Annotated in this window: 17 protein-coding genes and 1 pseudogene; 8 read left to right on the top strand and 10 right to left on the bottom strand. The window is 58.8% G+C overall.

Going from position 1 to position 19,958, the window contains the following annotated elements:
- Positions 1–14: 14 nt before the first annotated feature.
- From C6Y56_RS14415 to C6Y56_RS14375, 9 genes are all read right to left on the bottom strand, one after another.
- Positions 15–935: a hypothetical protein gene (locus C6Y56_RS14415; RefSeq protein WP_169430455.1), complete on the bottom strand. Its 921-nt coding sequence runs from the start codon at positions 933–935 to the stop codon at positions 15–17.
- Between the two features lie 66 nt (positions 936–1,001).
- Positions 1,002–3,371 (bottom strand): hypothetical protein, encoded by a 2,370-nt coding sequence (locus C6Y56_RS14410; protein ID WP_169430454.1) that lies wholly within the window; start codon positions 3,369–3,371, stop codon positions 1,002–1,004.
- Positions 3,372–3,381: 10 nt separating this feature from the next.
- Positions 3,382–4,524, bottom strand: a complete 1,143-nt coding sequence (locus tag C6Y56_RS14405) for a hypothetical protein (RefSeq protein ID WP_169430453.1) — start codon at positions 4,522–4,524, stop codon at positions 3,382–3,384.
- Entirely contained in the window at positions 4,503–5,948 is a 1,446-nt protein-coding gene (locus C6Y56_RS14400; protein ID WP_169430452.1) for an alkaline phosphatase family protein, read from the bottom strand. The genes C6Y56_RS14405 and C6Y56_RS14400 overlap by 22 nt, the downstream gene beginning before the upstream one ends.
- Positions 5,938–7,170, bottom strand: coding sequence for a metabolite traffic protein EboE (gene eboE / locus C6Y56_RS14395; RefSeq protein WP_169430451.1), 1,233 nt, complete (start codon positions 7,168–7,170; stop codon positions 5,938–5,940). Before eboE ends, C6Y56_RS14400 begins: the two co-directional genes overlap by 11 nt.
- Positions 7,167–8,051, bottom strand: a complete 885-nt coding sequence (locus C6Y56_RS14390) for a TatD family hydrolase (protein ID WP_169430450.1) — start codon at positions 8,049–8,051, stop codon at positions 7,167–7,169. The genes eboE and C6Y56_RS14390 overlap by 4 nt, the downstream gene beginning before the upstream one ends.
- Before the next feature lie 36 nt (positions 8,052–8,087).
- Positions 8,088–8,843, bottom strand: coding sequence for an EboA domain-containing protein (locus C6Y56_RS14385; RefSeq protein WP_169430449.1), 756 nt, complete (start codon positions 8,841–8,843; stop codon positions 8,088–8,090).
- Positions 8,840–9,730, bottom strand: a complete 891-nt coding sequence (locus C6Y56_RS14380) for a UbiA family prenyltransferase (protein ID WP_169430448.1) — start codon at positions 9,728–9,730, stop codon at positions 8,840–8,842. The genes C6Y56_RS14385 and C6Y56_RS14380 overlap by 4 nt, the downstream gene beginning before the upstream one ends.
- The gene (locus C6Y56_RS14375; RefSeq protein WP_169430447.1) at positions 9,727–11,601 is read right to left on the bottom strand and encodes a 3-dehydroquinate synthase; all 1,875 of its coding nucleotides are present in this window, start codon (positions 11,599–11,601) and stop codon (positions 9,727–9,729) included. Before C6Y56_RS14375 ends, C6Y56_RS14380 begins: the two co-directional genes overlap by 4 nt.
- A gap of 741 nt (positions 11,602–12,342) precedes the next feature.
- Between C6Y56_RS14375 and C6Y56_RS14370 the strand changes: the two genes are divergently transcribed.
- The 8 genes from C6Y56_RS14370 to C6Y56_RS14335 all read left to right on the top strand — a co-directional run bounded on the left by C6Y56_RS14370 (position 12,343) and on the right by C6Y56_RS14335 (position 19,082).
- Positions 12,343–13,011 carry a GntR family transcriptional regulator gene (locus tag C6Y56_RS14370; protein WP_169430446.1) on the top strand — a complete coding sequence of 223 codons (669 nt, stop codon included), beginning with the start codon at positions 12,343–12,345 and terminating at the stop codon, positions 13,009–13,011.
- A gap of 79 nt (positions 13,012–13,090) precedes the next feature.
- Entirely contained in the window at positions 13,091–13,897 is an 807-nt protein-coding gene (locus C6Y56_RS14365) for an ABC transporter substrate-binding protein (protein ID WP_169430445.1), read from the top strand.
- Between the two features lie 11 nt (positions 13,898–13,908).
- Positions 13,909–14,685: an amino acid ABC transporter permease gene (locus C6Y56_RS14360; protein WP_169430444.1), complete on the top strand. Its 777-nt coding sequence runs from the start codon at positions 13,909–13,911 to the stop codon at positions 14,683–14,685.
- 2 nt (positions 14,686–14,687) lie between these two features.
- Complete coding sequence (locus C6Y56_RS14355) at positions 14,688–15,467, top strand: amino acid ABC transporter ATP-binding protein (protein WP_169430443.1); 780 nt, start codon at positions 14,688–14,690, stop codon at positions 15,465–15,467.
- A gap of 20 nt (positions 15,468–15,487) precedes the next feature.
- On the top strand, positions 15,488–15,631 hold the full coding sequence (locus C6Y56_RS14350; protein ID WP_249314289.1) for a hypothetical protein: 144 nt from the start codon (positions 15,488–15,490) through the stop codon (positions 15,629–15,631).
- A gap of 12 nt (positions 15,632–15,643) precedes the next feature.
- A complete protein-coding gene (locus C6Y56_RS14345) occupies positions 15,644–17,254 on the top strand; it encodes a gamma-glutamyltransferase family protein (RefSeq protein WP_169430442.1) in 1,611 nt (536 codons plus the stop codon).
- A gap of 122 nt (positions 17,255–17,376) precedes the next feature.
- Positions 17,377–17,877, top strand: a complete 501-nt coding sequence (locus tag C6Y56_RS14340; RefSeq protein WP_169430441.1) for a cupin domain-containing protein — start codon at positions 17,377–17,379, stop codon at positions 17,875–17,877.
- A 260-nt stretch (positions 17,878–18,137) separates the two neighbouring features.
- Entirely contained in the window at positions 18,138–19,082 is a 945-nt protein-coding gene (locus tag C6Y56_RS14335) for a site-specific integrase (RefSeq protein ID WP_249314287.1), read from the top strand.
- A 478-nt stretch (positions 19,083–19,560) separates the two neighbouring features.
- Here C6Y56_RS14335 and C6Y56_RS29575 read toward each other — a convergent pair.
- Positions 19,561–19,668: pseudogene (locus C6Y56_RS29575) on the bottom strand (hypothetical protein); the annotation flags it as partial.
- Positions 19,669–19,958 lie beyond the last annotated feature (290 nt).

Below are 19,958 nucleotides of genomic sequence, written 5' to 3'. Positions count from 1 at the left end.
TCCTTCGTCGTTGATCACGGTTTACGCTGCATGAGCTTGTTCCACTGCGCCTTTTGGCCGTTGCTCTGCGACGTCGGCGGCTCGAACAACTGGCAGGGCGGCGGATTCGACGGGCACATGGCGGCAACCTGCGCCCAGGTCTGTTTCGGGTCCGGTTTGGCGATGCGGAAGTCGGTGTAGTTCTGGCTGACGATCGGTGCGTTGGCGACGCTGCTGTCACCGGAAAAGAAGAACGACTGCGGCGGCCGGTAGGGTGGTTGCCCCGACATTTTTTTGTAGAAGGCATAGCCGAACAGGATCGGACCTTGCGGCGAGTCGAGATCCAGGGCGTAGGCCTGCACGCTGCCATCGAGATTCTTGCTGCGCTCGGCGCTGTAGGGCAGGTGTTCGATGAAATCCTGCCGTGGCGGATGATTCATCGGTGAGAACATGCAGCAGGCCGGCATGTCTTTCGGGCGATCCTGCGGATAGGTCAGGAAGTACGCCTTGTTGCCCAGGGAGACGAACGAGCAGGTGTAGTTGTTGTTCTTGATCGGGAAGATCGGCAGGCAGTATTTCTCGTAGTGCTCCATCATCGCGCCGAAGCCGTCGCCGTCCGGCGGAATATAGGTCGTGTCGTAGTAGCTGGTCCCCCGGGAGACGGTGTAGTCCGCAGGCTTCAGGGTCGTTGGCGGGTTGCTGTAGGGCGGCGGGTTGTTTTCGTAGTTATGCATCACCCGGTACATGGTCCAGTTGCTGATCCAGAATGCCGGAAAGAACGGGTCGGAAGGCTCACCCGGATTGCGTTTGGCGATGCAGTTGCCGTTCTGTTCATTGCACCCCAGCGTGTTGTGTACGCCATTGGTGAAGTAGACGGCGCCGCTGTCCTGGGCGAATGCGGATGGACAGAACAACAGGATCAACAGCAACAGACGGTTCAAGAGGCTGACGTTCATGGGTCACTCCCTGGCAAGGCGCACTGCGGGCCTGAACACCCGCAGTGGCTCATCTTTCCTGATGGATCAGAGGTCGTCGTAATCGCTCATCTTCAGTGGCATGGGCGGGAAGTTGCGCTTGACCAGTTTCTGCGCCCACAACTCCAGCACGGCGCGCCGGCTCTGCGACAGGTCGCGGGTGATAGGCATCGCGAGGGTGCTTTCTTCCTGGTACTCCTTGCTGATCAGCCGGATCAACTGGTCGACGGCACCTTCCACACGTGTCCGGGAATTGAGCGGCATGAACTTGTTCATGATCGGGTACAGGTAATAGAACGTCTTGAGGACCCTTGGGTAGATGAAGTCATCCCAGATCGCTTCGGGCGCATTCTTGTCCTTGTAGATGTCGTTCCAGTAATTGACGAAGTCCTGTTGCAGCTGCATGTCCAGAGGCAGGACGCGCAGCGGGGCGAGGAAGTCGGTCTGGGCGTCCGTGAGCGCGAAGCTGAAAGGAATGACCGGGTCGCTGGAGTCTTCCTTGACGACGAAGCGCAGCGTCGGGAAGCCCGGGGCCACAGCCGTGAAGCTCACCTGGGCGATGCCGTTGGCGTCGGTGGTGGTGGCGACGTAGGAGTAATCCACCGTCTGATCGTTATCCAGCGTTCCGCTGACGTACACACCGGCGTCGAATTGCAGGCAAGGGGTCAGGGGGACCGTGATCGGTTGACTTGAGCCATTCATGAATGACTGATAACTGACCTCAACGCCCACCGGTTTGTCTTTGGCTTCCAGATTGACCAGTCGACGACCGCTGCCGGTGGCCAGGTAGTTCGCTACCGGCGCCGTGCCCTTGAACTGTGGCAGGTTGGCGGTGTTTTTGTTGCGGTCTGCGTTGTCGTAAAACAGCGTGAAGTCGGGGTTATTCAGGAACGTCAGGTAGTAGTCGCTGGTGGTCACGTTGTAAGGGTTGCCGTATTCCACCACCCAGAGTGTGGTGTTGGCAGCCGGTTGACCATTTTTCTGCACCATGATGTTCAGCGTCTTGCGGTCGTTCACGTCGACGAAGGTGCCACTTTCTACCACCTCGGCGGTCCAGACTTGCTGAGTGGCGGCTTTCACGGGGCCTGATGACGTCTGTTGTTGCAGCTCCAGCGGGCCGGATTGCAAGGTGGTCGCTTGCGTGGCGCTGAGGGGGATATCCAGCAGGCCCGAGCGCTTGTCGAACGCCGACTGTCGATACTGCTCGAAACCGATGTCGACCACCGGCACGAAATTCCCGTTCTGCGATACGCCCAGCTTGTAGTCGCCGGCCTGGAACTTCTCGGCCGTCAGGACATCGGCGTTCTTGTCCAGCGGATAGAACGGAAACGTGTTGGCCAGATCCAGCGACAGCATGTTGTTGGTGATCTGCGCCGAGGTCACACCCAGATTGGTGCTGGTCGGCTCAGACATGCCGGGGCGAGTGACCATGATCTTCTGGTCGGTGACCAGACGCGGGCCGGCGGGCGCCGTAGGGTATTCGTGGTCGAACCACAGACCCAGGGTCGCTACGGTACGGTTGTAGGCGGGGTTGAAGAAAATATCGGATACGTTGTCCAGCCCCTTCTGATACATCGCCGTCAAACGGGCCTGCGCCGATTTGTCATTGTCGCGGGTGTCGACGTACGGGAAGTCGTTGAACACACCGTTCCTGTCGTAACAGGTGAGGTACGTGGCGAACCTGAACATCAGGCCCTGAGCGTTTTGAGCCTCCATCTGTTGCTGAAGATTGCGCAGCAGGACGGAATCGCCGATGACCCATTCCAGATTGTCCCGGGGAAAGCAGGTCTGCCAGGTGGTGGTGACATACGCCAGACCACCGAAGTCGCCGGCCCAATTGAACGTCAGGAAGCGGTCGAGCATCCGGTATTCACGGTTCAACGTCAGGCCACAGGTGGCATCCCCGAGCTGCAGCTTGTCGAAGTACAGCGCTGTGAAGGTGTTCTGCCACGGGCTGATATCGACGAAGCGCGCGGCCGTCGGGCTCTGACTGCCAAAAGGATTGCCGAGCAGCTGGAAGTCCCTGCCGACCAGTGCGTCCTGAGCAATGTAGGTGTTGGCCTGCAACTCGCCGCCAATAATGGTCGAGCGGGTACTCTGGTAACTCACGGCCCCGCAGGCGTTGTCGCCAAACAGGTCCCATTCGGCGGGTATGAACGGGAAGGTTTTTGGGCTTCCGTTGGTCGGAACCTGCTGCACATAGGGCGGCAGATCATTCTGCTGCACGGGTGAAATGATCCAGGGCATCAGGGTGGTGGAAGCGTTCGCCTGGGTGATGTCGTAGTAGCGGGTGAACGGCCAGTTGATGTCCATCTTCACCGCGTCATAGAGCGGCAGCACATCGTTGTTGTTGGCCGTCGGCGGGTTCCAGAACATATGGCCGTTGAGGTAGATCCGGGGGAAGTTCAATACGCTCATGTCGTGCTCCTTAGCGTTGCCACTGGGCGCGCTTCAGCGACCAGACAAAGTCCAGTTTTTTGTAGCCGTCGAAAGCTGACGGCGGCAGCGGGGTTGTCGGGTAGACGATGCCGCCACCTTGCTTGATGGCGAAGTTGTAGTAGCCCTTGTCGTTCGAATAGGCAGCAGTGCCGTGACAGGCCAGGCAGGACGAGGTGTTCTGGAATGCCGACTCCAGTTGCGAGTTGGCCAGCACCTGGGTGATGGGCTGGAACTCGACCCCGATCAGCTCGTACTTCGACAGCGTCGGGTTGTTGGCCTGGAAACTGACGTTCACCGGTTTCGCGGCCGGGGTCGGCCCGGTGGTGTTGGTCATCGGTTTCGGTGTGGGGTCGTTGGTCACCGTGTATTTGCTGTTGTTGACGTTTTCGAAGGTGGTCCAGACCCAGTTGGCGTCCAGCTTGTTGACCACATGCAGCCCGCTCAACGCCGCATAGCCGACCTGATAGCTGCCGTCGTCCTGCCGGTAATAAGCCTGGCCAATGTAGTAACCGTCGTTGGCCAGGGTTTGCCGATAGGTCGTGTCCGAGCCGATCCACAGCCACGCCGCCTTCAACTCCCACGCGGTGGCCGGGAAGTTCAGGTTGTCCGCCAGCGCGGCCTGACCGTTCATGTTGTAGACCTGACGCGCCACGATGTAGTCGAAGGTGTCTTCACCCATCAACAGTTGAAAGCGCACCGGGTTGCCTCGCTGAGAGGCAGGCACGGCGCCGCCCATGTGCAGCGCCAGGCCATCGACCTGTTGCGTGGCATTGATGTTGTGGAAGGTCCGGTTCAAGTCCATCCCCAGCGTTCGGGCCTGTGTTATCACCTCGGTCGGAGGCGGCACGGGACTGGCGTAGGCGCCGGGCGCAGCGCCATCGGGCAGGTAGACCTGGTCCGAAGGCTTCATGGTTTCCCACACCCGGTTACTGGCCTGGGTGGGGCTGGACTGGTTCAGACAGACAAACCAGTTCCAGGCCATGGTTTCGGGACTCTGCTCGAACGCCGCCCGGGTCTTGGCAATGTCGGTTCCAAATTTCAGAAATTGATTGCAATCGAAACTGTTGGTGTCCTGTGCCTGAGCCAAACCGGCCAGTGCACTGAGAACGGTTATAGAAATGGCTCGCCGCATGGAAGCTCCTTGGCATTGGCCGAGTGGTGGTAGAGGTGCCCCAGAAAATGCTGAAGGAGCAGTTGTTTCACCGCCGTAGCCGCCAGGGTTTGCGGCAACGGCAGATCGCAATTGGTGATGAGCAACGGGCCGTTTTCCTCGCGCTCGGGCAGGCGTCCGTGACTGCCACGGACCAGTCCGGTGTCCAGCGGGATCAGGTCCATGTAGTAGCGAAAGCCGAGTTTTTTCTGCAGCAGACGGCGCGCGACTCTCAATTTCGGGAAGCGAATGGCCGGGTCGATGAACAGTTCCAGCGGGTCGTAGCCCGGCTTGCGGTGGATGTCGACGGTGCGGGCAAAGTCGGGCGCCTTGCGATCGTCGAACCAGTAGAAGTAATCGAACCAGTAACCGGCTGCAGCCACGGCCACCAGCTCGCCGCTGCGCGGGTGATCCAGCTGAAACGCCCGCTGTTCGGCCTTGTCCAGCACCTGCTCGATACCGGGCTGGCACTGCAGCAACGCTTTGACGCGGGGAATGTCCCGGGCGTTTTTCACATAGACATGGGCGATCTGATGATCGGCCACGGCAAAGGCTGCACTGGCGCCGGGGTCGAGCAATTCCCAGGTCAGCGACTGGCGTACTTCCAGCAAACCTTCCGAGCGCAGCACGCGGTTGATGGACACCGATTGGCTGACCGCTTCGATGCCGTATTCGGACAACAGCATCACCGCGGCGCCTTGCGCCTCGGCGAAGGTCAGCAGCCGGCCGACCTCATGGTCGATAGCCCGCACCTCATCGGCAATCGACGGATGCTCGGGCCCCACGCGCTGAAGGCTGTAGTCGAGGTGCGGCAGGTAGATCAATTGCAGATCGGGCCGGTCGAGCTGGAATTCGGCAATCGCGCAATCGACGATCCAGCGGCTCGACGCAATACCCGCCACCGGCCCCCAGAAACCCGGAAAGGGGAACTCGCCGATTTGCCGTTCGATGGTGTCGTGCAACGAAGCCGGTGACGAGTACAGACCGAACAGCTTGCGGCCATCGGCGGGGTAGTGAGGACGCGGGGTGATGGCGGCGTCCACGTCGGCGTACATGTTGTACCACCAGAACAACTGGCTGCAGCGAAACCCGGGGATCTCGCGCTTGAGCGTTTCCCAGACCTTTTCGCCCTGAATCAATGCATTGGGCTGCAGCCAGAACCGCACTTCGGCCTGATCGCGAAAGTACCAGCCGTTGCCGACGATGCCGTGTTCGGACGGCGGCCGCCCGGTGAGAATCGAGGCCTGCACCGACGACGTGACGGCCGGGAACACCGGTTGCAGGCTGGCCATTTTGGCGTTTTTCAGCAGGGCATTGATGTTCGGGGTCGCGTCTCCCAACAATGCTGGCGTCAGCCCGACCACGTTGATCAGCAGCAGCGGTTGGCGTGGTCGTTCAGAGGGCATCGGCGTACGTCTCCTGCGCTTGTGGTTGCAGCAGTTGCCGTTGGCGCAACTGCTCCTCGACCCATTTCAGTTCCGCAGCGATGCCCTGCAGTTGGGCGTGTTCGGTCGTCGGGCGCAATTGGGCGGGGAGGACGCCCCAGCTGTAGGTTTCCACCTCCAGCACAGGGCGAAACTCCCGATGGTCAGCGAGATAGTCGAAGGTCTGCGCCAGAGCTATCTGACTGCCACTCAGCTCGGGCAACACCAGCAGTTCGCTGAACAGCGGGATATGGAAATGAATACGTAACTCGGCATAGCGATCCGGGTGTTTCGCGCAATCGTCGAGAGCGGCAGGCAGATCGGCCCAGGCCACCAGGCGGTCCTGTGCGTCGCGCGCCTTCACTTGATGCAGGTAGGTGGTTTCGCAAAAGTCGCTCAAGGTCTTGAGGACTTGTTCGCGGCGGCTGTCGTCCGGGGAGGGCAGGCGACAGACCAAGGCATTGGACAGCTGGATCTTGCCGATCGGCACCCGCGCCTGACGCAGCCTGACCAGCGAGCGATAACAGTCTTCGAACATCACGGCCTGGTGGCAGACGTCAAAACACAGCGCCAGATAATCGTGGTGCGGATCCGTGATTTGCCAGCGGCGGAAGAAGGCGATGGCTTGATCGGTGTTTTCCAGCACGCAGTCAGGTTCCATCTCCAGGCAGAACAGGATTTTCTTGCCGGTCTCCCGATGCAGTCTGGCCAGTGACGTCGTGAGTTCGCGCAGTTGAAACTCCGCACGTTGTTGCAGCGTCGGGCTCCAGGTGGCGGCGTACCCCAGCGGCACGGTGGAAATCACCCCTTGATGACAGTCCGCCGGCAACGCCTGCGCAAGGATCTGCGCCAGTTCGAGGCTGTACGCCAGGCGCTTCGGCTCGGCCCAACTGGGCAGGTACACGGCGGCTTTCACTGCACCCTCATGAAACTGCCCGTAGGGGAAACCGTTGAGCGAGGTCAGTCGCAATCCACTGCGTTGCAGCAGGCCGAGGAACTCCGTACGTGCGGATTTCTGCTGTAACCCGGTGGCGGCGAGGGCGCTGATCCACAGTCCGCTGTCTTGTTCTTTCAGCCCGCGTTGTGTGCGCACACCCTGAAAGTGCTGTTCGATGGAGGCCTTCAGCCTGGCCAGGTCATGGGTCGGGTGCACGTTGCTGCAATACCCGACCTGCGCGGCAGCCCAACCCATGCCGGCACTCATTTGATCACCGGCTCCTGCCCGCGCAGGGCAGAGTTGTCCTGCCATTGCCGGCGCTGATCGATGGGCAGCGGGGTGCTGATCAGGGCTTTGTCCAGTTGGCCGCTCTGGGCGAAAAAATCCACCGGATTGTGGAACAGCACCTGTTCGACCTGAGCCTCGCTGAAGCCCGCCGCCGACATCGCCTGACCGGTTTTCGGCACTTTGAGCGGGTCGCTGATGCCCCAGTCGGCGGCGCTGTTGACCACCATTTTCTCGGTGCCGTACTCCTGGAGCAGGGCCACCATGCGCTGTTCCGACATCTTGGTGTTGGGATAGATCGAGTGACCGCGCCAGCAGTCGCTGTCCAGTACCAGCGGCAACGTCAGTTCGTTGAGGTGGTCGATGATCACCAGATGTTCATTGATCCCCACCTCGCGAATCACCGCCAGCGTGCGCTTGGTGCCGCCAATCTTGTCGCGGTGCGGCGTGTGCACCAGCACCGGCAGATTGAACTGTCTGGCCAGTTCCAGTTGCGCGGCGAGAAAGCGATCTTCCTCGGGCGTGATGTCGTCGTAGCCGATTTCGCCGACCGCGACGACGCCGTCCTTCACCAGATAGCGCGGCAAGATCTCCAGCACTTCATTGGCCACCGACAAGTCATTGGCCTCTTTGGGATTGAGGCCGATGGTGCAGAAGTGATGGATGCCGAACATGCTGGCGCGAAAGCGCTCCCAGCCCAGCAGGGTGTCGAAGTAATCAATGAAACTGCCGACACTGGTCCGGGCCTGGCCCTGCCAGAAGGCCGGCTCGATCACCCCGGTGATGCCGGCGGCGGCCATGTTCTGGTAGTCGTCGGTGGTGCGGCTGACCATGTGAATGTGCGGGTCGAAGTACTTGGGCATGGTGAATCCTCGTCAAGGGAAAAGAGACGTTGGGTATCAGTTCAGGTGGCTGCGCCATTCCGGCGGCAAACGTTGCTGTTGGTTCAGCTCGACCAGTCGCTGACGCTGCGCCGGGGTGAGCCGGTCGAAGGCAATCGCCAGGGGCAACCCGACGGACACCGCTCGGTCAGCCGCGAGTTGTTCTTCCAGCAGGTCGAGGGCCAGTTGATTGAGGGTGAGGCTGTGTCGCTGGCTCAGACCGGTCAGGCGTCGCACATCCAGCCCCATGCCCAGCGCCTTCAGCACCAGTTGGTGGAAGGCCCGTTCCGGGTAGTGACGTAACGGGTAGGGCGTATCGAGGGCGAGGGCGGCAAACACTTGGCTGTTGCTGGTGCGCCCGGCCTGCAACGCCAGTTCGACGCACACCCCGTGGCTGTCGAGCCAATCGAAGGCTTTGAGGACGGCGATCTTTTCCTGATCGTCGCCCCACAGAAAAAGCTGGCGCAGCAAGGACAATTGTCCGTCCTTGGAGGACTGTTCAAGGACCTGTGCCAGCAATAAGGCGCGCGCCAGCTGGATCAGGCTCCAGTGGCTGTCGGGCAGTGCTCGGTCTCGCAGGTGACGCTTGCACTGGCCGCTCAGGAGCGATGCAGTATTGGCGTCCGGTTGCCGGGCCAATTGTTCCTGTGCCTGACGCCACCAATGCAATTCGGTGTCGTCGAGTTGCCAGGTCAGGGTTTGATGGTGTTCGGCAAGGCAATCCTGGCGCATGCCGAGGGCCGCCATCGGCGGCGCAGTGACGTCCATGTTCATGTCGGTTTGATCCAGCGTTGAAAGTGTGGGAGCAGGAAAAACACCAGAACACACAGCAGGCTGCCCAATGGTTGATTGGCCACGGCCATCACCAACGCATCGAACAGTGGCAGCGCCGCGAGGCCGGCACCGATAAAGGCGCGCACCTTTCGATGCTGCGGGTTGGCAAGGTGCTGCCGGTAATGCCAGCCCAGCCAGCCGAGCCAGAGCAGCAACACCGGCCAGAACCACAGGTTGCCGGCGTAGATCGCCAGGGCTAGCGGGCTCAACATCAAGAGCAGGGGCAAGCGACTGAGCAACAGGTTGTTGTGCTCATTGCGCGCCAGGTAAGTCAGCCCGCTGATATAGACGCCCAGCAACATCGCGCAGAGCCAGATCGGCTCCGGCGGCACCGCCAGACTGGCCGCCGCCGTGAGGTACAGCGCCGAGCGACAGGCGCCCATCAACCACACGCTGTGGGCGTACTTTTTGTGCAGCACGTTGTAGCCAATGATGCAGCCCACCAACAGCGTGACGCTGGCCAGCAGCCAATGCGGCTGATCGATCAGTTGGCTCAGGCCCAGTACCGAGGCTGCTGCCAGTGTCAGCAACAACACAGTGGCGAGGCGCACTTGCTGGCGGCTGACCAGACCCAAAGTGATAGGCCGAGGATTGTGGTGTTGCTGATCCCAGTCGGCATCCAGCAGATCGTTCAGCAACATGCCGGCCAGATACAGCAGCGACAGGGTGAACAGCAGGAGAATCCACACCAGCCACGAGGGCGGCGCCAGTGCACCGGCGCTGCTGGCCAGCAGGGCGGCGGCCAGAGTGTTGGTCCACACCGTGGGCAGGTTGGAGACTCGGCCGAGGGTCAGCCAGGTCTTGAGGTTTTGCGGAGTCTGACTCATTTTGCGAAGCCCTCGCTCAGGTCGGGCACCGGCGTGCTGCGCACGGACAGCTTCTGCAGCGCCCGCTCCATCCGCGCGTCGTCGATTTCATGCAGGTCCACCGACTGGCCGATTCCGCTGAGCATCGGTATCGAGAGTTGTCCGCCGAGGTGTTGGCGGAACTCCTCCAGTCCGAGCAATACAAGCGGGCGACCTTGTGCATCTTTGAGGGTCAGTTCCGGTGGGCACAGGTTGAAGCCGAGCCGGGTCAACAGGCTCATCACCCGTTCACAGTTGACATCGCTCAACAGCCCGAGGGCATTGGCGTAAAGCCCGTCGAGGGCTATGCCCACCGCAACGGCTTCGCCATGGCGCAACCGGTGGTGACTGAGATTCTCCAGTTTGTGTGCGGCCCAGTGCCCGTAATCCAGCGGCCGTCCGTTGCCGCGCTCGAAGGGATCGCCGGCGCCGGTGATGTGCGCCAGGTGCAGTTCGGCGCAGCGGCGAATTGCATAGCGACTGGCCGGATGATCGAAACGGGCGAGGGCGTCGGCCTGTTGCTCCATCCATTCGAAGAATGTCCGGTCCTTGATCAGCGCAACTTTCACCGCTTCGGCGAGCCCGGCGATCTGGTCGCGGCGGGTCAGGCTGGTCAGCAACTGGAAGTCATTGATCACGGCCGTGGCGGGGTAGAAGGCGCCGAGCAGGTTTTTCTGGCCGAAGGCGTTGATGCCGTTTTTCACTCCGATGCCGGCGTCGTTCTGGGACAGCACCGTGCTTGGGACACGGATCAGGCGGATGCCGCGATGGAAGGTGGCGCAGGCGTAGCCCACGGAATCCAGCACCGCGCCACCGCCAAGGGCCAGTACGTAACAATGCCGGTCCAGCCCGTGTTTCAGCATGTCGGCGTAGAGCTGCTGCAGCACCTGTGAATCCTTGCTCAGTTCACCGGCCGGAACGGCAATCGGCGGTGCCTGTAAATGCAGGTCCGCTGCATGGGCGGCAAAGTAACCATCGATCTGATCCAGCAGGTGCGGCGCGCTTTTCAGTAGTTGCTCATCGGCGAACACCATCACCGTCACCCGACCGTTTCGCCGGGCGGTGAGTTGTTGATGCAGGCAGGGGTTGGAAGAATCGAAGAGGTGATCGGTGAACACCACCGGGTAGTCGTAACTGACCTCGAAACGCCCATGCAGCACTTGCCCGACGTCGTGTTTGCGCAAGGTTTTGAAGAGGCTGTAGCCAGCGATGAACAGCCCCGGCAACACCATGCTGGCGAGAATCGTCACCAGCAGCGCGTTCTCTTCGACGAGGAATGTACCGATGGCGCTGTAAGCCAGTGCCAGCCCGGCGTTGGCCAGGGTAGTGACCAGCAGAAATGCCCGCAGCGGATAACGCTGCATGCCGGCGGCCACCACCGAGGTTTCCGCCAATACCGGCACGCCGCGCAGGCAGATCAATGACAGCGTGCCCAGTCGATAGGCCATTTGCCCAGGCTTGCGCTGATGCAATCCAAGGCGACTGGACAGCATCCGGAAATATCCGGCACCCAATGCGTAACCCAATCCGGCGCCCAGACACAGGCCAATGAAGATCACCAGATAACCGCCGACGCTGCCGAGCGTGGCCACGGCCAGTAGCGCGACCACACTTGAAGGCACGGGCAATATAACGTCCAGCGCCAACAGGGCGATCAGCAAAAGCGCCAGGTTGAGTTGCTGGGTGGGGGAAGTCGGCAGGTACAGGTCGAGATGATTGAGGAAGTCCTGGATCTGCCGTTCGAATAACAGGAAGCTGGCAATCACCAGTGCTGCAAAGCAAAACAGTGACAGCCAGAAATGTCCGGCCGATGCATTTTTCGAGAGCGCACGATACCAACGGCTGTGCTTCATCAAGCATCCCTCTTGATTGTGATGACTGAGTTCCGTTCAGCAACTAAAGCAGCGTCTTACTTGTTTCAGAAGAATGAATGCTCCCGCCGGGAAGGCTGTTCTTATTATTCGGTGGATCGTGCCAGTGAGGATATTCATGAACCTAGACGGTTGTTGTGGTTTTGCAAGTCGACTGGGACGTGGTGTTTTTCAGAAAGTGTTTAGTAGGCGTGAGAGTGTCGCAATGTGCAGGATTTTGTTCGTGTATTTACATAGATTTTTCAACATGATGAGCGCTTTTGTTGAAGTGATTTAAATGCTGCTTAAACAGTCGGATGAGTAATTTTTTTCAACCAGGTTTGTTAGCAAGCTACTTAGATGGTGGCGATGTGGCATTATTTTGTTATTTAAGTTATTTCGACTGGCTATAAGCGTCCTTCATAGTTGAGTGATTTACTTGGTTAGTTGGCCTTTAAACTAGCAAGTTCACATTGAAAGAAAGATCCGGATAGAGGGTTGTGGGGGGCAGCTGTTTTCAATAGGTGTTACTGGGCTACCGTTCTGCACCTTTTCCGGGCTCGCAATGAGCCATCAGGTAGCAAATCCCGATCCTCGTGCCGGCAAATCTGATGGTTGTGCACGGCATCTTTTTTCCTTAATTCATTCAAATCAAACGCTTGGTGCATTGCTTCAGGTTTTGGCACGCATTCTGCTTTTGTGTATCCGTGGATTATTGGATACAAAAAGACAAAAGGTGCCGCCATGCAATTCGCTCCCGCCTTCGACCAGCGCCAACCGATGACCGCCGAGGAGGAGGCCTACAACTTTCTTCTGGAAGGCATCTGCGGCGGTCGTTACCGCAAAGGTGACCGGCTGATCGCCGAGGACATCGCCACTGAAATCGGCATGAGCCGGATGCCCGTGCGCGAAGCCTTTCGACGTCTGGATGCTCAGGGGCTGGTGACGCTGCGGCCCAATCGCGGTGCGATTGTCAGCGGTTTGGATGTCGAGCAAATGCACGAAGTCTTCGAGATGCGCAGCGCCCTGGAGGGACTGGCGATCCGGGTGGCGGTGCCGAAGATCAATGAGCGTCAGTTGCTGGCGCTGGAGCGACTGCTCGATGAAATGGATGACTACCGCGACGAGAGTGCGGCTTGGGTCAGCCGTCACCGCAAGTTCCATGAGTATCTGTGCAGTCTCAGTGGACGGCCTCGGCTGGTGAAGCAGATCAGTGCGCTCTATGCGCTGATCGAAGCCCCGATGCGCCTTTGGCTGCAGCACGTGGAAAAGCCGTTGAGTGCACGCCAGGAACACGTGGTGATCCTCGATGCGATACGCGCCGGTGATGCCGCCAAGGCAGAAGCGGTGGTGCGCGAACACATCGAAGGCACGGTGCCTGAGTTGATCAAGTTTCTGCAATCGGAACGATAACCACAGAGCGGGCAACGAACCCGCCAATGTTGTGACTTTGAGAACTGCCCCGTTACTAACCGAACTGGAGTGTCTGGTCATGCATACGTCTCGGCTGTTGTTGGCTGCAATTTCTCTGGGGCTCTGTACGCAGTGGGCGGTTGCCGCTCCTGCCGTACCGGAGCGTTTGCTCAAGGTCGACAAACTGACCTATTGCTCGGGCATGGATTCGCCGCCCCTTGTTTCCTTCGATGAAGCGCAAAAGCCAAAGGGCCTGACCGTCGATCTGGGCCTGGAGGTCGCCAAGCGTCTGGGGGACAAGAAGGTCGAGTGGCGGGTGATTCCGTTTTCCGGATTGCTACCGGCCTTGCTGGCCAAGCAGTGCGACATGATCGTCGACCAGTTGTTCGACAAGCCCGAGCGCCGCGAGGTGATCGACATCGTCAACTACATGTACTCCAGTCAGGCGGTGGTGGTGCCCAAGGGCAATCCGAAGGGGCTCAAGACCCTGGCCGATCTGAGCGGGCACAAGATCGCGGTACTCAACGGGTCGACCATCAAGACCTTGCTCGATACCGAGAATGAAAGCCTGGCCAAGGCCGGCAAGCCGCCGATGAAACTGGTGGTCTACAACACCGACACCGATGCATTCCAGGCCTTGCGGATCAGTCAGGTCGACGCTTACGGCACCACGGTGGAAACCGCCGGTTATTACGCCGCCATGGCCCCGGACCTGTTTGAGGAAGGCGTTCCGGCCTTCAGTCGGATCCTCACCGGCCTGGGTATTCGAAAGGATGATCCACAATTGAGTGCAGCGGTCCAGCAGGTGATCGCCGACATGCGCAGCGATGGCAGCTACAACCAGCTCCTGAGTAAATGGCATGTCTCCAGCGACACGCTTGATTGAGGTAGGCGTTGATGAACTTCAATTGGGATGTGTTCTGGCAGTACCTGTTGCAGCCCAGCGGGGTCTATCTTACCGGGCTCTGGCTGACTTGCCTGATCAGTGTGCTGGCCATGTTGCTGGGTTGTGTTCTGGGGTTGGCCGCGGCGTTGCTGCGATTGTCGAAGAATCCTTTGCTGCATCTGCCGGTGCGCTTTTATGTGTGGCTGATGCGCGGGACGCCATTGCTGGTGCAGATCGTCTTTCTTTACACGGCACTGGCGGCGGGCGGGATTTTCCGCTTCGAAGACATTCAACTGTTCGGGCTGATGATCCCCGGCAATATCCAGGCCGCGATCATTGCGTTGGGCCTCAACGAAGGTGCGTACATGGCCGAGATCATCCGTGCCGGTATCGGCGCCGTCGACAAGGGACAGTACGAGGCCGGGCGTTCCCTGGGCATGACCTTCGCCAAGCTGATGCGTCGTATCGTCTTGCCGCAGGCGTTTCGGGTCATCGTTCCGCCACTGGGCAACGAGTTCAACGTGATGCTCAAAAATACGACCCTGGTCAGCGTGATCGGCGTGCAGGAGTTGTTGCTCAGCACGCAAATGGTCACCTCGGCGACCTTTCGGGTGTTCGAGTTGTACCTCGTGGTGGCGATCTATTTCCTGTTGCTCACGACGCTGTGGGGCTTTTTCCAGCGCTGGCTGGAGACCCGCTTCGGCCAGTCGGATCGACCCTCGTCGCCGCCGCCGGCATCCAGCCGGATGTTCGGCCGCAGCACGCTGAAATTGTTGAGGGGACGTTAATCATGGCGCACCAGAGTGACGAGCTGATCATCGAAGCGCTGAACATTCACAAGTCGTTCGGCGACCTCGAGATTCTCAAAGGGATTTCCCTGCAAGTGCGACGCGGTGAAGTGGTGGTGCTGATCGGCGCGTCGGGGTCGGGCAAAACCACGTTTATCCGCTGCATCAATTTGCTGGAAGACATTCAGTCGGGACAGATCCGGGTCAACGGGCAGTCCATGGGCTATCGCACGAAGGCCGATGGCAGTCTGGTGCGGGATTCGGAGCGCAACATCGCCCGTCAGCGGCGGGACATCGGCATGGTGTTCCAGCGCTTCAATCTTTTTCCGCACATGACCGCACTGGAAAACATCATCGAAGCACCGATTCAAGTGCTGGGTGTGCCGCGCAAAGCGGCGGAGAAACAGGCGAGGGCGCTGCTCAAGCGTGTCGGGCTGGCGGAGAAGGCCGACCATTATCCGTCGATGCTTTCCGGTGGCCAACAGCAACGGGTGGCAATTGCCCGGGCCCTGGCCATGAAACCCCAGGCCATGCTGTTCGACGAGCCCACCAGCGCCCTTGACCCGGAAACGGTTGGCGAGGTCCTGCAAGTGATGAAAGAACTGGCCGAGGAGGGCATGACGATGGTGGTGGTCACCCATGAAATGGGCTTTGCCCGTGAAGTCGCCGACCGTGTGGTGGTGCTCGATCAAGGTGAACTGATCGAGCAGGGACCGCCAGAACAGATCTTCAGTCACCCCACCCACCCCCGTACCCAAGCCTTTCTCAGTCGCGTGCTGTGAGATTCACAAGGATATTGACGATGCGTTTATCAGGCATGTTTGCAGCCCTGTGCTGCGCTGCCGTGGTGCCCATGATTCAGGCTGCCGACGAGGTGGTGAAAGTCGACAACGGGTCCGAGTTGATTGCCCCCGACACCCTGAAAAACTTCGAAAACTTGCTTTGAAGAGCTTTTGCCATGCTGAAATTTTCTGCTCATGAGTATCCGTATCCGTCGCAACGTCAAAGCGTGTTTGCCCGTCGTGGCATGGTGGCGGCGTCTCAGCCTCTGGCCGCTCAGGCCGGCATCGAGATGATGCAAAAGGGTGGCAATGCGATCGATGCTGCCATCGCCACGGCTGCCGCGCTGACCGTGGTCGAGCCAACAGGGTGCGGGATTGGCGGGGACGCTTTTGCTCTGGTCTGGTTCAAGGATCAGTTACATGGACTCAATGCCAACGGCCATGCACCGGCTGCTTTGAGTATCGAAGCAGTCAGGGCCGATGGCCATGAACAAATGCCGCTGTATGGCTGGACGCCGGTGACGGTACCCGGCTGCCCGTCGGCCTGGGCCGAGCTTTCTCAACGCTTTGGGGTCTTGCCGTTTGCTGATTTGCTGCAACCGGCGATCAGCCTTGCGCGGGATGGTTTTCCGTTGTCGCCAGTGGTTGCCCATCAGTGGCAGGTTGCTTTGGATGAGTTCAGCCCTCATCGCGACGAGGTGCTGGACGCCTGGTTCGATACGTTCCTGATTGATGGCCGCGCACCGAGGGCAGGGGAGCTGTTTCGCAATCCAGCGCAAGCGCGGACGCTTGAAGCGTTGGCGCAGAGCCGCTGTGAAAGCTTGTATCGCGGCGCGCTCGCCCAACAGTTGGATGCTCATTCAAGGGCGACTGGCGGGTATCTGCGAGCTACGGATCTGGAACATTACCGTGCGCAGTGGGTGGAGCCGATCCACGTCAATTATCGCGGTGTGGATGTCTGGGAAATTCCGCCAAGCGGCCAGGGTCTGGTTGCGTTGATGGCGCTGAAGATTCTCGAAGGTTTCGAGTTCGATCATCGCGACAGTCAACAGACCTGGCATCGTCAGCTGGAGGCCATGAAACTGGCCTACAGCGATGGTTTGCACTACATCACCGATCCACTGCACATGCGCGTGGCGGTGGCCGATCTGTTGAGTGATGACTACAGCGCACGGCGCCGTGGGCAGATCGGCGATAAAGCTCAGCCACCCAAGCCCGGCGATCCTCACGCCAGCGGTACCGTGTATCTGGCGACGGCCGATGGGCAAGGCAACATGGTGTCGTTCATCCAGAGCAATTACCACGGCTTTGGTTCGGGTGTGGTGCTGCCCGACAGCGGTATTGCACTGCAGAACCGAGGGCAGGAATTCAGTCTTGATCCGGAACATGCCAACTGCCTGGCGCCGGGCAAGAAGACGTTTCATACGATTATTCCGGGGTTCCTGACCAAGGACGGAAAGGCACTTGGGCCGTTTGGTGTGATGGGCGGGTACATGCAGCCTCAGGGGCATGTGCAGATGGTCATGAACCTGGTGGATTTTGGATTGAACCCGCAGTCGGCGCTGGACGCTCCACGCTGGCAATGGCTGGGAGGGATGAAGGTGGGGATTGAGCAGGGGGCTTCGAGGGATTTGGCCAATGCCCTGGCGCGACGTGGGCATGAGGTGCAGATCGCCTGTGATCTGACCGATTATGGACGAGGGCAGATCATTCTTCGTGATCCGGTCAGTGGTGTGCTTTGTGGCGGGACTGAGCCGAGGGCGGATTCGCATATTGCAGCGTGGTAAGGCAAAGAGTGTAAATGTAGCGAACGTCTTCGAATATGTCGCAATTGTAGGTTAACTACACTAAATGAGTCTTTAGTTGAGCTAAGCAAAAACTGTGCTCAGTCAATGGAGAAGGTCATCAAATGAACGCCAAAGACGTGATTTCCGTCCTGGACCTCGAAGCTCACGTCGAGGGCGGCTATTTCCGCAGAACATTTCAGGCAGATCATCGAGACATGCTCGAAACCCGGAGCGGTCCACGTTATTTGATGACGTCCATTTATTACCTGTTGACCGAAGACTCACCGGTCGGCCAGTTTCATTTCAACCAGTCGGACATCCTGCATTTTTTCCATCTGGGCGACGCCATCGAGTACAGCCTGATTCATGCTGACGGTTCGTTGCAGACGTTGGTGATGGGCAGCGATGTTCTGGCAGGACATCATTTGCAATTGCACGTACCGGGCGGAATCTGGAAAGCCTCCAGACTGCTGAACGGCTCGAATGGCTTTGGTTTGATCAGCGAAGCCGTCTCACCAGGGTTTGATTTCGCGGACATGGAAATGGGAAATCGACAGAAGCTTATGGCCCAATATCCACAACACCGGGCGCTGATTGAAAAGCTGACGCGTGACGAGGATTGAGATCCGTACATTTGAAATAACGAGATCATCAGGCATCCATAGCCTTGGGGCGTTGCTGCAGATTGAAATCGTGTGTGCAACCGGGCTGGTCGCGTAATATTTTGTTACGTGTAATGTATATTATGTTAAACGATGGGTCATGTTAGAAATGTTCATGAGGCTCATAAGACACTGATTCGACAAACCCGCTTCTGGCATCCATTCTCTCAACGGGCCATGTTCTCCTGTTCATGGCGAGCCCTTGACTGAGGTGTCTGCCGATGAAGCTGATCCAGTGCCGGTTCTCTTCAGGTCAGCGTGTACCGCTGCTGGTGCAAGTTGGTGATGCCGCGCCGTTGCCCGTACTCATTCCATTCATCTACGTCCAACTAAAACTCAGGCACCGTGCTTACAACACGGCGGCGGCGCATCTGCGTGCGATCCAAGCTTTCTATACCTATGCCCAATGCCGAGACTTGGATATCGATGAGGCCATCTTGGCCTGCCACTTTGAGGCGATTCTGGCTTTATTGGACGGTTATGCCATCTGGCTTCAAAGCGGCCGTCAGGCCGATAATCTGGTCGCCCAAATCGGCAAAGCTGAAACGGCACCTTTTCTGCAGATTGATCCGCGTACCCGTGACCAATACTTGCAACTGCTGAAGCTGTACCTGTCCTGGTGTGTTACCCGTTACATCCCGCGTGCCCGTCAGAACTCAACCACCTTGGTTAACATCGAGACTGTATTTGCAGATGTCGCCGACGTCATTGAGCGGCGCTTTGAGAGCCATATCATCAACGTTCGGCAGGACCGCGCTCGTTACCGCAGCCTGACGGATACGCAACAAGAGATCATTCGCACATTGATTGTACCGGGCTACGCACAGAATCCGTTTCCGGCCCGAGTGCAGTTGCGCAATTGGCTGATGATTGAATTGCTGCTGGAGACCGGTATCCGTCGCGGAGAGCTTCTTAAGCTCTATACCACGGATATCAATCAGGGTTCTCAGCATGCTTATCTCACCGTCAATGACCGCGAGCATGACCCAGGTGACCCGCGCGCCGAAGAGCCTGCGTTGAAAACATACGGACGGACAGTAGGTCTCTCCGCGCAGCTGTATGAGGTTTACGAGCGTTACATACAGAGCGAACGCCGTCCCCAACGTAACGTCCAAGCACTTCGACCACAACGACAACAATTGATCGGGCGCGTCCGCGGTGCCTGAATGCGCTAGCGCAAGCACCTCGAAGGTCGATGCGACGCTTTGCGGCAAATCCAGCACCGATACCGCTTTTTTCCAGGCAACTCCAAGCCACCTCTTGCTCCGAATTCCAACTGATGGGCGCTGGTAGTTGGGCGATCTGACTTGGCGAAAGATGCCTGGTGGCACAGGTGAAGAAATGTTCTGCTTCGGCTGGGTGGATTTGCCATATGTGATTGGCGAATTCGACGAGATCAGCTTCAAGCTCGGCGGTCACACGTTTGGCAGTGATCATGGAATCAAGGGATGCCGCGCTTAGCTTCCTTGAGGTCACGCTGGCCGGCATTGAGCGCCTCCGTAAAGATCGCGTCAGGCATGTACCCGGGATGTACCTGGTCGACCGATGGTCATGTGTCTGCGAAATGCTGATGGAGCTGATTATTCTGAGCGGGGTAGCTGCCAGCTGCTCATACTGGCGCTTCCATCTGCCCACTAGGCTTTCAGCGATGCCGAGCGTCTCGGCGACATGACAAAGCGGCATGCCGGCAAGCACCTGGTCGGCCGCTTTGCGTTTGAAGGATTCGGGAAAACGTCGTCTGGTCTGGGTCATGAACACTCCTTGCGGTGGGCATTATCCACCTTAAGTCAGTGCCCACTCAGCCCGGGACAGACCAACATGAGACAACAGCAACACCCAGCGAAACGACCTGCACTGCTAAACGATAGAGCATGTCGTAAAATTTTCATGTCCCATCTGCGGTACCGCACATACATCAGTGTTATGGCGCATCTGAGCGCGCTCCAGGCTTTCGGTATTTATACCGGTTGCAAGTGGCTGTATCTGATCGACAGCGGTCGTTCCTGAGCGGCAGACATCAGACAGAACGGGCCGTTACACAA

Origin of the sequence: Pseudomonas fluorescens, from assembly GCF_012974785.1 — a bacterium.
Lineage (GTDB): Bacteria > Pseudomonadota > Gammaproteobacteria > Pseudomonadales > Pseudomonadaceae > Aquipseudomonas > Aquipseudomonas fluorescens_BT.
Note: the sequence above shows the minus strand (reverse complement) of the source record. Positions and strands in the feature narration are given on the sequence as shown.

Bases quoted from the DNA above. Each gene is read 5' to 3' on its own strand.
- C6Y56_RS14360 (WP_169430444.1), top strand. From the start codon at position 13,909: ATGAACTTCAATTGGGATGTGTTCTGGCAGTACCTGTTGCAGCCCAGC.
- C6Y56_RS14380 (WP_169430448.1), bottom strand. From the start codon at position 9,730: ATGAGTCAGACTCCGCAAAACCTCAAGACCTGGCTGACCCTCGGCCGA.
- C6Y56_RS14335 (WP_249314287.1), top strand. From the start codon at position 18,138: ATGAAGCTGATCCAGTGCCGGTTCTCTTCAGGTCAGCGTGTACCGCTG.
- C6Y56_RS14375 (WP_169430447.1), bottom strand. From the start codon at position 11,601: ATGAAGCACAGCCGTTGGTATCGTGCGCTCTCGAAAAATGCATCGGCC.
- C6Y56_RS14340 (WP_169430441.1), top strand. From the start codon at position 17,377: ATGAACGCCAAAGACGTGATTTCCGTCCTGGACCTCGAAGCTCACGTC.
- C6Y56_RS14370 (WP_169430446.1), top strand. From the start codon at position 12,343: ATGCAATTCGCTCCCGCCTTCGACCAGCGCCAACCGATGACCGCCGAG.
- C6Y56_RS14405 (WP_169430453.1), bottom strand. From the start codon at position 4,524: ATGCGGCGAGCCATTTCTATAACCGTTCTCAGTGCACTGGCCGGTTTG.
- C6Y56_RS14350 (WP_249314289.1), top strand. From the start codon at position 15,488: ATGCGTTTATCAGGCATGTTTGCAGCCCTGTGCTGCGCTGCCGTGGTG.
- C6Y56_RS14415 (WP_169430455.1), bottom strand. From the start codon at position 935: ATGAACGTCAGCCTCTTGAACCGTCTGTTGCTGTTGATCCTGTTGTTC.
- C6Y56_RS14400 (WP_169430452.1), bottom strand. From the start codon at position 5,948: ATGCCCTCTGAACGACCACGCCAACCGCTGCTGCTGATCAACGTGGTC.
- C6Y56_RS14345 (WP_169430442.1), top strand. From the start codon at position 15,644: ATGCTGAAATTTTCTGCTCATGAGTATCCGTATCCGTCGCAACGTCAA.
- eboE (WP_169430451.1), bottom strand. From the start codon at position 7,170: ATGAGTGCCGGCATGGGTTGGGCTGCCGCGCAGGTCGGGTATTGCAGC.
- C6Y56_RS14410 (WP_169430454.1), bottom strand. From the start codon at position 3,371: ATGAGCGTATTGAACTTCCCCCGGATCTACCTCAACGGCCATATGTTC.
- C6Y56_RS14365 (WP_169430445.1), top strand. From the start codon at position 13,091: ATGCATACGTCTCGGCTGTTGTTGGCTGCAATTTCTCTGGGGCTCTGT.
- C6Y56_RS14355 (WP_169430443.1), top strand. From the start codon at position 14,688: ATGGCGCACCAGAGTGACGAGCTGATCATCGAAGCGCTGAACATTCAC.
- C6Y56_RS14385 (WP_169430449.1), bottom strand. From the start codon at position 8,843: ATGAACATGGACGTCACTGCGCCGCCGATGGCGGCCCTCGGCATGCGC.
- C6Y56_RS14390 (WP_169430450.1), bottom strand. From the start codon at position 8,051: ATGCCCAAGTACTTCGACCCGCACATTCACATGGTCAGCCGCACCACC.